The organism is Massilia sp. Masssp93 (assembly GCF_059491295.1).
In genome coordinates, this window is the sequence record NZ_CP168502.1 from 2,395,743 (window position 1) to 2,410,806 (window position 15,064).

11 protein-coding genes are annotated in these 15,064 nt (G+C 69.9%); 6 read left to right on the top strand and 5 right to left on the bottom strand.

Translation table 11 applies throughout. The annotated features are described in order from the left end of the window. The 3 genes from ACEN9Q_RS09960 to ACEN9Q_RS09970 all read right to left on the bottom strand — a co-directional run bounded on the left by ACEN9Q_RS09960 (position 1) and on the right by ACEN9Q_RS09970 (position 3,093). Entirely contained in the window at positions 1-1,197 is a 1,197-nt protein-coding gene (locus ACEN9Q_RS09960) for a glycosyltransferase family protein (RefSeq protein WP_495628268.1), read from the bottom strand. Beyond that, a complete protein-coding gene (locus ACEN9Q_RS09965) occupies positions 1,194-2,333 on the bottom strand; it encodes a glycosyltransferase family 32 protein (RefSeq protein WP_495628269.1) in 1,140 nt (379 codons plus the stop codon). Before ACEN9Q_RS09965 ends, ACEN9Q_RS09960 begins: the two co-directional genes overlap by 4 nt. 160 nt (positions 2,334-2,493) lie before the next feature. After that, entirely contained in the window at positions 2,494-3,093 is a 600-nt protein-coding gene (locus ACEN9Q_RS09970) for a hypothetical protein (RefSeq protein WP_495628270.1), read from the bottom strand. Positions 3,094-3,480: 387 nt separating this feature from the next. Here ACEN9Q_RS09970 and ACEN9Q_RS09975 point away from each other — a divergent pair, with 387 nt between their 5' ends. The 4 genes from ACEN9Q_RS09975 (at position 3,481) to ACEN9Q_RS09990 (ending at position 11,953) form a co-directional block, all read left to right on the top strand. Further along, on the top strand, positions 3,481-6,552 hold the full coding sequence (locus ACEN9Q_RS09975) for an alginate lyase family protein (protein ID WP_495628271.1): 3,072 nt from the start codon (positions 3,481-3,483) through the stop codon (positions 6,550-6,552). Positions 6,553-6,562: 10 nt separating this feature from the next. Continuing rightward, the gene (locus tag ACEN9Q_RS09980) at positions 6,563-7,165 is read left to right on the top strand and encodes an NF038129 family PEP-CTERM protein (RefSeq protein ID WP_495628272.1); all 603 of its coding nucleotides are present in this window, start codon (positions 6,563-6,565) and stop codon (positions 7,163-7,165) included. 125 nt (positions 7,166-7,290) lie between these two features. Continuing rightward, on the top strand, positions 7,291-9,444 hold the full coding sequence (locus ACEN9Q_RS09985) for a histidine kinase dimerization/phosphoacceptor domain -containing protein (protein WP_495628273.1): 2,154 nt from the start codon (positions 7,291-7,293) through the stop codon (positions 9,442-9,444). Between the two features lies 1 nt (position 9,445). Next, positions 9,446-11,953, top strand: coding sequence for a two-component system response regulator (locus ACEN9Q_RS09990; protein WP_495628274.1), 2,508 nt, complete (start codon positions 9,446-9,448; stop codon positions 11,951-11,953). A 21-nt stretch (positions 11,954-11,974) separates the two neighbouring features. Here the strand turns inward: ACEN9Q_RS09990 and ACEN9Q_RS09995 are convergent, their stop codons facing one another. After that, entirely contained in the window at positions 11,975-12,781 is an 807-nt protein-coding gene (locus ACEN9Q_RS09995) for a lipid-binding SYLF domain-containing protein (protein ID WP_495628275.1), read from the bottom strand. A gap of 176 nt (positions 12,782-12,957) precedes the next feature. Here ACEN9Q_RS09995 and ACEN9Q_RS10000 point away from each other — a divergent pair, with 176 nt between their 5' ends. Both ACEN9Q_RS10000 and ACEN9Q_RS10005 read left to right on the top strand, forming a co-directional pair. Beyond that, the gene (locus ACEN9Q_RS10000; RefSeq protein ID WP_056446337.1) at positions 12,958-13,329 is read left to right on the top strand and encodes a DUF2784 domain-containing protein; all 372 of its coding nucleotides are present in this window, start codon (positions 12,958-12,960) and stop codon (positions 13,327-13,329) included. A 188-nt stretch (positions 13,330-13,517) separates the two neighbouring features. Then, entirely contained in the window at positions 13,518-13,889 is a 372-nt protein-coding gene (locus tag ACEN9Q_RS10005; RefSeq protein WP_056446340.1) for a DUF427 domain-containing protein, read from the top strand. 58 nt (positions 13,890-13,947) lie between these two features. Here ACEN9Q_RS10005 and ACEN9Q_RS10010 read toward each other — a convergent pair whose 3' ends face one another. Next, positions 13,948-14,949 (bottom strand): AAA family ATPase, encoded by a 1,002-nt coding sequence (locus ACEN9Q_RS10010; protein WP_056446343.1) that lies wholly within the window; start codon positions 14,947-14,949, stop codon positions 13,948-13,950. Positions 14,950-15,064: the final 115 nt, after the last annotated feature.

The following is a 15,064-nucleotide window of genomic DNA, read 5'->3' on the forward strand; positions in this document are numbered from 1 at the left end:
TCATGCTCCGATGATGCGCCGGAACTGGCGCATGACAACGCCTTCGGCGTAGCGGTTGGCGATCGTCTCGCTGAGGCGCCGCGCGTGCGCGTCCGGGCGGCTGCGCTGTTCGAAGCGGGCGCGCATCCTGCGGCGTGCGTCGGCGACGTCGGCGACCGCCCACTGGTGGTCGCGGCCATAGGTGGTGCCGGGCCAGTCGATCGGTTCGAGCCTGTAGTCGATCAGGCCGGGATGGTCGCTGCCGAGGAAATCCAGGTGGCCGCTCCAGCCGGTCATCAACACCGGGCGGCCCAGGGCGGCGGCCTCGAACGCGCCCATGCCCCAGCCTTCGGCGCGCGCCAGCGAGACATACGTGTCGCCGATCTGGTGCAGGCAGTCGATCCAGGCGCCGCTGACGCCGTCGCCGGCCAGCACGGCGACCGTGGGCAGATGGGTGCGCCCCGCGCGCGCGGCGAACGCGCGCGTGGTCTCCTGCACCAGCTGCAGCGAGGTCTTGCCCTGTTCATTGGGCAGCGGGGCGTGGACCGGCTTGGCCGAGGTCTTGACGCACAGCGCGACCGGTTCGGCGGCGCCGAACTCGGCGAGGAAGGCTTCGACCAGGCGCGGCAAGTCCTTGCGCAGCATCCACGCGCCGATGGTGTAGAACACGAAGTGGTCCGGGCCGATGCCGAGCTGGCGCCGCAGGGCGTCGCGCTGGTCGGGCGCGACCTCGTCGTGCGCATGGCGCCGGATGTGCGGCACCACGTGCACCGGCGCCGAGACGCCGCCGGCGCGGAACACGTCGGCATTGAAGCGCGACGGCACCATCACCGCATCGAAGCGGTTCAGGATCGCCGGCCAGTGCGCCGGAATCTTGTCCGACTCCCAGGCGCAGTAGGCCACGTTGACCTTGCCTTCTTCGATGCAGCTGGGCAGGTAGTCGGGGATCATGTGCGATACGACGATGCGGTAATCCCTGGGCGCGGCGGTGAGCGCGAGGATGGCCGGCAGGTCGCGCAGCGCCGGATCGCCCGCGCTGGCGCGCACGGATTCGAGCAGCTGCGGCGCCATGTCCGGGCGCCAGAATTGCAGGCCATGCGCGCCCCAGAACACCGGCTGCCAATATACCTCCAGGCCGAGGTTGAGGAGCCCGCGCAGGTACGACAGGCCGGACAGGCCGTAGCCGGTGGTGTCGCCGTATGAAATGTACTTGATCATGATGGTGTGTCGTCCGGCAGGCGTTCGATCCGCAGGCCGCGGATACGCAATTGCAACGGCCGCGCCTCGCCCTCCGCGAGTATACCGACGATGACGTCGTTGCGGGTGCCCGGCATGTCGAGCGTCAGCGCCAACGCGGCCGGCCCGGCGCCGTCCTGCCGGAGGACCGTGCGCGCCATCACCTGGCCAGTGCCGTTGGCGGCCGCGAACAGGGTCAGGACAGCGCCCGGCGAGGCCTGCGCCAGGTCGAGCAGCACGCGGTAGGCCCCCGCGGCGAAGGGAAAGGGCATCAGGCACAAGGCCACTTCCTGCGCGGCGCCGGCGGTCGCGTCGCCGCGGTAGACCAGCTCGCCGCGTTCGAGGCCGCAGACGCTGCGCCCGTGCCGCTGCAGGGCGTCGGCGCCGAGCGTGACCGGAAAGTCGCCGGCATAGCTCAACCCCGCATGGTAGAACTCGTTGTAGTTGTTGACGCCGTCCTGCAGGCCGAGTTCGCGCAACCCGGCCATGCTCTTGGTACGATAGGCCACCAGGCGGCCATCGGTGGCGTCGACGAAGACCAGGGCCTCGGCCGTATTCCGGCCGGACACGTTGGCGACCTCGCCCAGGTGAATCTGGTCCGGTTCGCAATGCAGGGCGAGGGCCTTGCCGAACAGGACAGGCCCGGTCGGGCACAGCGGGGACGCGCCGCGGTAGCGCGTGCGGCAATGCGCGACGATCATGCGGATCGCGGCCTCGAGCGCGGGAAAGCGGGCCGGGGTGCTGATGATGGTATTGCTGACGATCCAGGGCGCGACCGTGGCGCGGTCGCGAAACACCGCAATCTTGCCGGGATGAACGGGCCAGCCCGCGTGAAAGAACACCGACAAATCGGCATACACGCCGCCGAATTCATGCAGCAGGCACAGGCGCGCCAGATCCGCGCGATAGGCATAGGGCAGCAGTTGCTCGTAGGCCCACACGACATCGGGCTCCGTATTTTCGCGAAGAAATGCGCGAATGCCGCGCTGGTCGAACAGGCGATGCGTGGCGTCCGGGTGATGGGCCTTGAAAGACGCGATATTCCGCGCGATCGCCGGCGGCAAGGCGGAGGTGCCGGCGGCTGCCTGGTCGTTGATGAGGATACTGAAGGCATTCATGGTCCGTACATGGTACCGGACCCGGCGATTCCATGCGCCCGTCGCCGATCGCCAAAGCGTGCCGCGGGGAGAGCAACGGTAACGAGACCTTCCTCGCGGCGTCCCGGGCCATGGCCGCGGTGCACGATTTCACGCGGCGCCTGGCGTCGTCAGGCGCCGCTCATCGCCGGTCCGCCTTGGCGGGTCCATCCTTGCGGCGGGTATCGACGGCGATCCAGTTCGTTTCCCAGCGCTGACCGCCATCGGCGGAATAAGCTTGCTCGAAGCGCCACCTGGCGGCGTCGATCGGCACGATCAGGAACCGGACCAGGACCGCGCGCCCGTTCAACGTGTCCCGGCCGTAGAAGCTGCCCTGGCCGTCCTTGAAGGCGCCGTGCATCGGGTCGGTCATCAAGCCATTGGCCAGGTTCGCGAAATGCAGGGTCCACTGGCCACTCGCCGGCTGGTACAGGCGCAGCGACACGCCCGCGATGCGGCCGGCACCGCCGCGCACATCGAGCTCGACGAGGTTGGCACGCGCGCCCATGACCGGTTTCACGACCGACGTGCCCGTGTACTCGACCCAGTCGGTCTTGCCGCTGAGCGGCTCACGCAGGCGTTTCAGGTGCGTATCCCAGCTACCGATTTCCCAATCGAAATCGTGTTGGCCGTCGCGCGGCACCGCGGACGGGCTGGCGGCCGGAACGTCCGGTCCGGCCGCATTCGCCTGGACGACCGCCAGCGAGGCAGACAGCACGACGGCAACGACGAGTCGCTTCATGGCAGGGCTCCGATCGACATGCGTGGTTGCCCAGTGTACGTGGCTTGTTGCTGTTGCGGCAACCGCGGATTCGCGGCGGGCCGTACGCACCGCGCCCGGTATGAATTTTTTCGTCGTATCTATGCCATTTCGGGCATGGCTCGCGCGCAAGGGCACCCGTCCGGACGGTGTTTTCAGGGCCCGCTCGTGCTTCCACGCCCGTGGATTCGGGCGTCGCCGCCCGGTCCGGACTGCCGCATTCGCCAACGCGAGGTAACGATAACAAATCCGCGCCATTTTTATTGTCTTCGTGATACGATCCGCCCGCTATCGATAACACAACAGGCGGAGGAGGCGTGTCGCCGATGGCATGACAACGATCTGGTTAGCAAACAAATAAGGACAATCATGTATAACCATTCGCATCCGAGGTGGAGGGCGTTGCGCAGCAACGCGGGAGCAAACATCGTGGCGCTGGCATTGGCGGGGGCGGGGGCGCTGCCGGGCGGCGCGTACGCCGTGCCGTTCGTGGCCACGCCGATGGCGCAGCCGGTGGTCAGCAGCGCCGGCTTCCGGCATCCGGACCTGGGCTTCACGCCCGAGCAGCTGGAGTATGTGCGCCAGCAGATCCGTGCCGACGTCGAGCCGTACAAGACGTACTACAACATCCTGGCCACCGTGTGCTGCAACTACGCGAACATCAACCTGCAGCCCACGAACCGCGACGCCACGAAGATCGACACGCCGAACACCCCCAACTACAACGGGTCGACGGCGCAGACGCGCATGATCAACGATTCGCAGGGCGCGCTGACGCAGGCGCTCCTGTACTACGTCACGGGCCGCAACGAGTACCGCCGCAACGCGATGCGCATCCTGCGCACGTGGAGCAACATGAATCCGAACGGCTACGCCTATTTCCCGGATGCGCACATCCACAACGGCGTGCCGCTGTCGCGCATGCTGATGGCCGCCGAGATCATGCGCTACACGCCGGCCGATCCGACCTACACCGATTATCCGCTCGCGTGGACGGACACCGACACGCAGAAGCTCAAGGACAACCTGGTCGATCCGATGGAGCGTACCTTCTTCTCCAGTAACGAACGGTTCCGCAACCAGCAGCAGTATTCGCTCGTGGGCCGGATCGCCGGCGCGATCTTCACGGACAACCGCGCCCGCTACGACGAAAGCGTCGAGTGGCTGACGGTGAACGCGACGTCGACGCGCCAGGACATCAACGGCGCGATCATGTCGGCGATCGCCCGGATCGACGCCGACGATCCGCTCAACAAGACCGGCAAGACCTTCTACGAAGTCGAGGAAATGTCGCGCGACGGCGCGCACGCCGGCGACAACGTCGACATCCTCGGCGGCCTGCTGCGCCTCGTCACGGCGCAGGGCACGAAGGTCGATCCGTTCACGGGCAAACCGTCCGGCAGCGGCGACGCGGTGAGCGTCTACCGCTTCGGCGACGACCGCCTGCTGCGGGGCGCGAACTCGTATGCCGAGTACATGCTCGGCTACGACACGCCGTGGGCCGACACGACGGGCGGCACGTCCGGCATCTCGACGGCGTACCGCGGCCGCCTGTACGAGGTGGACGCGATCGCCGAGATCTACAACACTTACAAATACGTCGAGGGGGTCGACGTCGACGCGGAAGCGCCTTACCTCGCCACGGCGGCGCGCCACGCCAACGGTCCCGCCATCCCGTGGGGGCCGGCGACGCCCAACAACAAGGACATGGGCCCGACCGCCATCCTGACCCTGCCGCAGGCGTTGACCGGCGTGCCCCTGCCGCCGAGCACCGCGGGCATCCTGGAAACGGAGCGCAAATCGATCTTCCTCGACGGCGACTGGACCATGCAGACGGAGGGCGAGCGCACGTTCGGCCACGGCGCCGTCACGCCGGCCGGCGCGACGATCGTGTTCCACGACGTGCAGTACGCGGACCGCTCGAAGTACGCGCCGGTCGGCATCATGGTGCGTACGAGCGCGCCGGTGACGCTGTCCGCCGGCGCCGCGCGCGACGCCAGCCCGTGGTCGCAGATGACCGTGCCGGACACGCACGGCCAGTGGCGCTACATCGTGCCCGACACGTCGGCGGCCGCCATCGGCAACCGCTGGCTCGGCGACAACATCATGTACTTCACGTTTTCCGGCCCCGAGGGCGCGACGGTGGACGTCGACTACGTGAACATGGCCGCACCGGCCCAGCTCACGCCGCCGCGCTTCGCCATGCCCGCGTTCCCGGTGACGGAAATCGTCGTGCAGGGCATCCCTTACCACGCGGCCTACACCGCGACGGACGCGAACACGGCCGACAGCGTGACGTACGAGGCCGTCAAGGTGCCGGCCGACGCGCTGGTGAATACGTCCAGCGGTGTGTTCGACTGGACGCCGGGACCGGACCAGGTCGGGGTGCACGACGTCGTCGTCGCCGCCACGGACGGCGTGGCCGTCAGTTCGATGACGGCACGCCTGAACGTGCAGCCGGACCGCGCGTCGGCATTCCAGGCCGCGCTCGACGGCTACGATCCGTCGGCCGCCTATACGACGCCGTCGCTGGCCACGTTCAAGGCCGAGCTGGCGCCGCTGCAGGCGTCGATGGCGACCGTGTCCGACGCCGATTTCGCCGGGCTGCTGAAATCGGTGCAGGCCGCCGTGCGCAAGCTGGAGCTGGTCAATCCGCGCGTGGCCTCCGACGGAAGCCTGGACTGGAGCCGGAACATGGTGACGACCATCGGCTTCGGCGCGGATCGCCCGGCCTTGCTCGTCGACGGCAACTACAACAGTTATTCCGGCGACCTGCGCGCCCCGATCTACATGGATTTCGGGGAAAACTACCGGGTGTCCGTCGGCGGCTTCGGCATCCAGGCGCGCTACATGTTCGCCAACCGCTCGCAGGGAGCCAACGTGTACGGGTCGAACGACAACGTGAACTGGACGCTGCTCACGAGCCGCGAGACGACCGACACCAGCGGCCATAACTTCGAGATGGAAGTCATCCCCGTGCTGCCCGGCCTGGAGAACCAGCGCTACCGCTACTTCATGGTGCGGGTCGACCATCCGGGGCCGCCCACCGATCCGGCGTATCCGGGCATTTCGTCGTACGGCGAGTTGCGCTTCTACGGCACGCGCTACGACCTGCAGGCGCCCGTGGACGTGACGGGCAGCGTGCGGATCGCGCGCTCGGGCCTCGCCATGAACCGCTTCACGCTCAAGTACACGGGCACGGTGGCCATCACGAACACGAGCGGCGCCGCGCTCGGGGGCCCGCTGCAGTTCCGGCTGTCCGGCCTGACCGGCGGCGTCACGCTCGACAACGCGACGGGCGTGAAGGATGGCGTGCCCTACGTCACGCTGGGCCAGGCCGAACTGGCGCCGGGCCAGACTGCGACCCTGACGACCACGTTCTCGAATCCCGCGAAGGCCGTGATCGCGTACACGCCGCAACTCATCAACGTCAAATACTAGGAGACTCCTGATGCAGACCCTGAAACACCATGCGGCACGCCTGCTGGCCGCCACTTGCCTGTGCCTGTGCGCCGGTGCCGCGCTGGCCGTGCCGTCGGCGCCGTTCCATCACGTCGACATCGACACGTCCGCGCTGGGCACCGGCACGGCCTACCTCGGGATCGACTTCCTCAGCGTCGGCGGCGCCACGCCGGCCAGTGCGACCGTCGGCAACCTGGCGGGCGCATTGCTCGGCATCCCCGTGGCGACGGGGTCCGTTGCGGCCGATCCGGCGGGTGTGCTGACGTTCACGAGCGATGCCGGGGGCGGCGACTGGTTCCAGGCGATCCAGCTGGGCGGGCATTTCGGCTTCGACGTCAGCTTCGCGACCGGCGCCGGCAGCGACGGCAGCACGTTCAGCTGGTCGCTGTTCGACGATACGCACTACCTCGGCGTCGACGGCAACCTGGGCAGCATCGACCTGCATCCGGAGGCGCCGGCCGATGCGCGCCTGACCATCGCGCCGGACAATGCGTTCAGCACCGTGCGCGCGGTGCCGGAGCCGTCCACGCTGCTGCTGGTGGCGCTGTCCGGCTGCGCCCTGGTCGCGGCGCGGCGCCGGCGCGCGGGCTGAGCGGCGCCGGAACCCGGGCCCGGTCCATGTGCCGGGCCTGAGGTTGCCACGAGGCGGCGCGCCGCCGTACATTGTCGGTGACGGCGCGCAGGCCTCCCGCCGGCGGCCGCCCGGAGGCAACCACCATGCGCCTGCGCGACGTGTTGCGGCGTGCGCTCACCATCCGGCAATGGCTGGCGCTGCTGCTGGCGGCGTTCATCGTGCCGGCCGCGCTGGCCGTTGTGACGCTGTCCGTGCACGCCTACCAGCGCGAGCGTGCCGGCATCGAGCGCGCCTACCTCGACGTGGCGCGCGCGCTGATGCAGGCCATCGACCGCGAACTGGCCAGCGCCCAGGCCGCGATGAAGGCGTTGGCCACGTCGCCCAATCTCGACCGCCCCGACCTGCGCGCGTTCTACGGCCAGGCCACCGACGTGCTGCATTCGCGGCCGGGGAATGTCCTGCTGCTGCTGGACGATAACCTGCGCCAGGTCGTGAACACGCACATGCCGTTCGGCGCGGCACTGCCCATGCACGGCAATCCCGTCGAGCTGCGGCGGGTCATCGACAGCGGCAGGCCCGCCGTGTCCGACCTGTACGTGGGGCCGACCGTGCGGCGCCAGCTGACGAGCGTCGACGTCCCCGTCCGCCGCCGGGGACGCGTGCGCTACGTGCTGTCGATGCAGTATTTCGGCGAGCGCCTCGGCGAAATCCTCGCGCGCCAGCAGATCCCGGCCCACGCGACCGCGACGATCTACGACAGCGTCGGCCGCATCATCTGGAGCAACCGGGGCTCCCCGGGCGACGTCGGCGACCACGCGCAAGCCGCGCTCGCGGCCGCCCTCGCGCACGCGCCGGAAGGCATCGTCGACGACGGCGGCGCGGACGGGCCGGGCCACGTGACGGTATTCAGCCGCTCGGCCCTTTCGAACTGGGCGGTGGCGATCGCGCTGCGGCGCAGCGACCTGAACGAGATCCTGTGGAATTCGCTGGTGTCGATCACGCTCGGCGCCCTGGCCCTGTTCGCGCTGGGGCTCGGGCTCGTGGGGATCGTGGGTGCGCGCATCGAGCGCTCGGTCCGCGCGCTCGCCGACGCGGCCATCGCCCTCGGCTACGGCGAGACGGTGGTGGCGCCGGTGTCGCCGCTGCGCGAGGCGCGCGAAGTCGGCCAGGCCCTGGAGCAGGCCGCGGCGCTGCTGCGCGAACGGACGGCGCAGCGCGACGACGCCGAGCGCGCCGAGCGCAGCCTGCGCGAAGCCAACCGCGCGATCGAACGCAGCGAAGCGTTCCTGCGCGGGATCTTCGAGGAGACCCCGGACGGTGTGCTCCTGCTCGACGCGGATTGCCGGGTCACGCGCGCCAACGGCCAGGCGGAGCAGCTGTTCGCCTATGCCCAGGGCGCGCTCGTCGGCGTGGCGGTCGACGCCTTGCTCACCGAGAGCGGTCCCGCGGCCGGATCGGTGTGCGAGCGCGTGCGCGCGGCGTCGCTGCAGCGCAGCCTCGACGGGACCATGCAGCTGCACGGCCGCAGGCGCGACGGCAGTGCGTTCCCGGCCGATGCGATGGCCAGCCCGCTGCGCGAGCGCGCGCTCGTGATCCTCACCGTGCGCGACATGACGGAGAGCTGGGCGCAGGAAGAAGCGCTGCGCCGCGCGCTCGAGGACAAGAATACGCTGCTGAAGGAGCTGTACCACCGCGTGAAGAACAACCTGCAGCTGATCATCAGCCTGTTCAACCTGCAGGTGCGTGCCGTGACCGAGGAGCAGGCGCGCCAGGCCTTGCTCGACGCGGCCAGCCGCGTGCGCGCGATGGCGCTCGTGCATGAACGGCTGTACCAGTCCGGCACGCTGTCGTCGATCCGGCTGGACGGTTACGTGACCGAGCTGTGCGAACAGGTGGCCGGCGCCGCGTCCGCCCACCAGCGCGGCATCGCCGTCGACGTCGAGGCGGCGCCGCTGGAGGTCGGGCTGGACGTGGCCGTGCCGCTGGGCCTGCTGCTCAACGAGCTCGTCACGAACAGCTTCAAGCACGGCTTTCCCGGCGACCGCCGCGGCCGTGTCCTCGTGCGCCTGGAACGCCTGGGGGACGACGGCGTGCGGCTGACCATCAGCGATGACGGCGTGGGCCTGCCGCCAGGCATGGACCGAACTTCGCAACGATCCCTCGGTCTAAAACTTGTTTCGGCCTTGACCGACCAGTTGCGCGCCCGGTTCACGCTCGACAACCACGACGGCGCGGTGGCGACGCTGGAATTCCGCGTGGCCGCAGCGGGTGCGGCGCCTGGACCGGCACGGGAATGACATGACGACCATGACCGAACCAGCGGCAGCCGCGCCCCGCGTCCCGCCCACCCTGCTCGTCGTCGAGGACGAATCCGTCGTCGCGATGGATCTCGACGGGCAGCTGCACGACATGGGATACCGGGTCTGCGGCTGCGTCGACAACGGACGCGCCGCGATCGAGCGGGCACGTTCCGACAGGCCCGACCTGATCCTGATGGACATCGTGCTCAAGGGCGAGATCGACGGCGTCGCGGCCGCGGCCCAGATCGCCCGCGAGCTGCATATCCCGGTCCTGTTCCTCACCGCCTACAGCGACGACCAGACGGTGGAGCGCGCCGCGGGCGCATGGCCCTATGGCTACCTGACCAAGCCGTTCCAGAACCGCGAATTGCGCGCCGGCATCGAGGTGGCGCTGCGCAAGGCGGACGTCGAGCGCAAGCTGCGCGAGTCGGAACGCTGGCTCGCGGCCGTGCTGCGCGGCGTCGGCGACGCCGTCATCGCCACGGACGCGGTCGGGCGCGTCGGCCTCGCGAACCCCGCGGCCGAACGGCTGCTCGGCGTGGACGGGCTGGAGGGGCGGCTGGCGGCCGAGGTCGTGCGCCTGCGCGATCCCGTCGGCGGCGCCGTCCTGGCGCTGGTGCCGGACACCTTGCACGCGACGCGCCAGTGCGCGCCCGCCTGCCGTGCCGCGCTGCTCGACGGCCACGACGGCGCGGCCATCCCCGTCGACTATACGATCGGCACCATCAGCGACGACGCCGGGCGCCTCGGCGGCCTCGCGATCGTCCTGCACGACGTGCGCGAACGCGTGGCCGCGCAGGAGCGCCTGGCGCGCAGCGAGCACCGCTTTCGCGGCGCGTTCGACAACGCCCCGCTCGGCCTGGCGCTCATCGACGACGGCAACCGTTTCGTGCGCGTCAACCGGGCACTGTGCCGCCTGCTCGGCGTCGACGCGGGACGCCTCGTGGGCGCCGACCAGGCCGCGTTCGGCGACGCGTCCGACAACGCCATCGAGAAGGAATTCCTGCGCGACCTGGTGCAGGGGCGCAGCGAGGCCGTGCAGTACGAACGGCGCTACCATGGGCGCGACGGCCAGGTGATCTGGGCGCTCGTTTCCGCCTCGCTGCTGCCGGCCAATGCCGACCCGGAGCAGTTTCTCGTACAAATCAACGACGTCACGGAACGCAAGCGCGCCGAGCATGCGCTCGAACACCTGGCGCATCACGATGCGCTGACCGGCGTCGCCAACCGGACCTTGCTGAACGAGGAAGTCGAACACGAGATCGCCGTCGCGCGCCGCCAGAAGTCGCGGCTGGCCGTCGTGTTCCTCGACCTCGATTACTTCAAGCACGTCAACGACAGCCTCGGGCATGAGGCGGGCGACATGGTTCTCAAGGAAATCTCGGCGCGCCTGACGCGCACCGTGCGGACGATCGACATCGTCGGCCGCATGGGCGGCGACGAGTTCGTCGTCGTGCTGTGCGGCGTGACGGACACCCGCGGCGTGCTGGCCCTCACGGACAAATTGCGGACGGAATGCGCGAAGCCGATGACGGTGGGCGCGCACGAGGTCAGGCTCGCCGTCAGCATGGGCGTGAGCCTGTTCCCGGACGACGCCCAGGATTTCCGCACGCTGCTGCGCTTTGCCGACAGCGCGCTGTACCAGGCAAAAGGGGAGGGGCGCAACAATGTGCAGTTCTACCGTCCCGAACTGACCGTGCAGATGGAGATGCGCACGCGCCTCGGCGCCGGGCTCCGCGTGGCCCTGGAGCGCAACGAGCTGGAGATGCATTACCAGCCCATCGTCGCGCTCGACGACGACCTGCCGGCCGCCGCGGAAGCGCTGATCCGCTGGCGCCATCCGGAACTCGGCCTGCTGCTGCCGGGCGTGTTCCTGCCCGTGCTGGAGGAATCGTCGATGGGCGAAGCGATCGGTGCCTGGGCGATGCTCGAGGCCTGCCGCCAGGCCGCCCGCTGGAATGCCGGCAACGCCCGTCCGCTGCGCATGGGCGTGAACGTGACGGCGGCGCAGTTCAAGTCGGGCGCCATCGTGGGCACGGTCGAGAACGCGCTGCGCGAGACCGGCCTGGCCAGCGACCGCCTGTGCATCGAAATCACCGAACACAGCCAGCTGACCGACGACGCGCACACCCGGGCCATGCTCGCCGCGCTCAAGGGCCTGGGCGTGCTGGTCGCGATCGACGATTTCGGCACCGGCTATTCCTCGCTCGGCTACATCAGCCGCCTGCGCCCGGACGAGCTCAAGATCGACAAGTCGCTCGTGACGGACGTCGACAGCGACCCGGAGCGCGCCGGCCTCGTCACGGCCGCGCTGGCCATGGCCCGCAGCCTGAACCTGGAAGTGGTGTCCGAGGGTGTCGAGACGGAGGCTGAACTGGCTTTCCTGCGCGCCCACGGCTGCGATATGGTGCAGGGCTTCCTGTACGCCCGGCCGGCGACGGCGGCGGAATTCGAGCACTGGATGGCACGCGGCGCGCCGCCCGGCGGGATGCACGCCGGCGCGTGACGGGGCCCGCCGTCGCCGCGGCTAGCGTCCGCCAGTCTTGCCGCCGCTCCCCGCCGGCGCCGACGGACTGCCGAGCACCTTGCGCAGCGCGTCGGCCTGGGCGTTGATCTCGGTGTTGTCGATGGCCTGCAGCGCCGTCGTCGGCTTGCCGTAATACGCTTCGGTCAGGCGCCGGTTGTAGCGCACGTCGTTGATGCCGACCGTGACCGCGTTGCCGAACAGGCCCTTGCTGCCGGACCACACGACGACGTCGCCCGCCGTCGAGCCCTGGGCCATGCGGGCGAAGTTGACGACGGTGAGGCCGGCATCGGCGCTGAGCGAGAAATTGTTGCGGTTGCGGAAGCTGTCCACCGCTTTCTGGTTCAGCAGGAGCAGGGCGATGGGCCCGCCCTCCGCGCCGGCCTGCAGTCCGATGTTGAGGCCGCCGATGTCGAAGAACGCCGGGTTGCCCCAGGCGCCGTCCGCGCGCCTGACCATCAGCACGCCGGCGCCGCCCGCGCCGCCGACGCCGAGCGCGGCGCGGCCGTAGGTCGGGACGATGAAGACGCCGCGTGCGCGGTCCAGCAAGCCGGCCATGCCGGCCTCGTTGTCCATCGTGTGCACGACGCCCACGGCATCGCTGATGTGCTTGACGGCCGTCTGCTGGCGGCGCGTGGCGGTGTCGCTGTCCGCACCGCGGGCCGCCCGGCCGGATGCCGCGGTGGCGGCCGGCAGGGCGCAGGCCAGCATGAGCAGGGCGGCGATGCCGACCAGGGCTCGCCGGAGGGCGGACCGGCGCCGGTCCGAAAGCGGCGTCGGGGGTGTTGCGCGTGGCATCGTCTGCGTCATGGCGATCTCCTCGGTTCGGCCGGCCGCGGCCGGCGGTGTGCGGCGACGGGCCGGCGATTCAGGTGGAGCATATGGGGGCACCCGCATGCGCGTTTGACATGTATCAGTCGTGCGCCGGTGGCGTCCGACCCGTCCGCGCGCCGTATCATGGGGTCCGGCCGCAAGGAGCGTCGTCGATGGTCTATCGGTTTCTCGCCGCCCTGGTGCTGGTGCTGCACCTCGGCTTCATCCTGTTCGTCGTCGCCGGCGCGGCCCTCGTGCTGCGCCGGCGACGGCTGTGGCCGCTCCACCTGGCCGCCGTCGCGTGGGGTATCGCGATCGAGGTCACGGGCGCGGCCTGTCCGCTCACCGCGCTCGAAATCCGGCTGCGGCTGCTCGCGGGGGCGGCGGGCTATGCCGGCGGCTTCGTCGACCATTATCTGGTCGGGCTGATCTACCCGGCGGGCCTCACGCGCGGCATGCAGTGGCTGCTGGCGGCGGCCGTGCTGGCGCTGAACGCGGTGTTCTATGTGCGCATCCTGCGCGGCGCGCGCGCCGGCGGGCATTGACGCAAGTCTGGCGGACGCACGGAACCGCCGGTGTGCCGTCCGATCCAATCACACGACGGCCGTGTTGCCGGCCCGGGAGAAAGCGCATGGAAAGCACGATCGTTCGTCCGTGGGTGGCGCGCCAGGCCGGCGGGCACGCGCGGGACCTGATAGCATGAGGCCGTATCGTTCCACGATGGGAGACCCGCATGCCGATCAACATGAAGATGCCTGGCCCCGACCACCCGATCACGATCGGTCCCGCGAGCGGCCGTGTGACCGTCCGCGCGGGCGGTGCCGTGATCGCCAGCAGCGACCGCGCGCTCGCGCTGCGCGAGGCGAACTATCCACCCGTGCTGTACATCCCGCGCGAGGATGTCGCGATGGACCGCTTGCGGCGCACCGATCAGTACACCCATTGTCCGTACAAGGGCGATTGCGCCTATTTCTCGGTCGCGGCGGCCGGGCCGCAGGGCGAAAACGCGGCGTGGAGCTACGAGTCGCCGTATCCCGCCGTCGCCGCGATCCGCGGACACCTGGCGTTCTATCCCGACCGCGTCGACGCGATCGAGACCAGCTGAGCCCGTTACCGTGGCACGATGAGCGGCACGGCGTCCAGAAGCTGGACGGGCGGGGGACCTAGACCGCGGCGCGGTTGAGCCGGTGCACGCCGCCGGCGTCGGCGCGGCCCGGGCGCGGGGCCTGCGGCGTCAGGTGCAGGGTGGTGCGGGCCAGCGCGTCCATGCGCACGCCGAGGGGACGCCGGGCCGGACCGGGTTCCAGGCGGGTGGCGAACATCCACAGCACGGGATAGTCCAGGGTCGCCGGCACGGCCACGTTCAGGATCATGGCGAGTTGCCAGTCGGCACACTGGAGATCGTCGATGCAGATGAGCAGCGGCTGCTTGCCGCCGTTGTGCTGCACCCTGTGCTGGAGCAGGGCGCACAGGGCGGCCGTCTGCAGCAGCTGGGTGGCCGGCAGCGGCCAGTCCGGCACCGTGTCGATCAGGCTGACGCAGGCGTCGACGTGCGCCGCAGGCAGGGCCAGGGCGGCGCAGCGTGCGCGCACGAGGTCGGCCAGCTGCGCGTCGTCGGCCGCGGCGTCGGGCGCAAGGCCGAGCAGGGCGAGCATCAGGCGCGCGGCGGTGTGGGCGACGGGCTGGCCGGCCGTGCCGCCGTCGAGCACGACGCAGGCATAGCCGCGCGCGCGGGCATCGCTGGCGCCGAACGCGAGCAGTCGCGACTTGCCGGCGCCTTCCGCGCCCTGGATGTCGATGATCCGGCCGCGGCCCGCCACGTGGACGGCGTCGATGACGGCGCGGCACTGCAGGCGCTCGACGTCGGACGGGTCCGGTGCCGGACGCGACGGCGGCGTGTGGTGCTGTGGTTCGGCGTCGATCAACGACTCGACGCCGATGCCGTAGAACGCGGCCAGGTGGCGCACGGTGCGGTAGGGGACTGGCTTGCCGGATTCCGCCCGGTTGAGGGCGGCGCGGGTGAGGCATTGGCGCCGTTCCTGGAACTGTTCGGACAACGCCTCGCGTCCGCCGCGGCGCTGGCGCAGGGCTTTCAGGTTGTGCACGTCGAGCATGACGCGGGCGTCAAGGGGCAGGATGGGCGAGGAAGCGAAGTTGAGTGTCATGGCACGTTCAGGAAAATGGCGCCGCCCCGATGGCGGCACTACCACTATTGCAAGCGCCGTGCCATGCTGATAACCAGGCTTATGAGGGGTGTGCGACCCGGTTTACGGCCCTTCC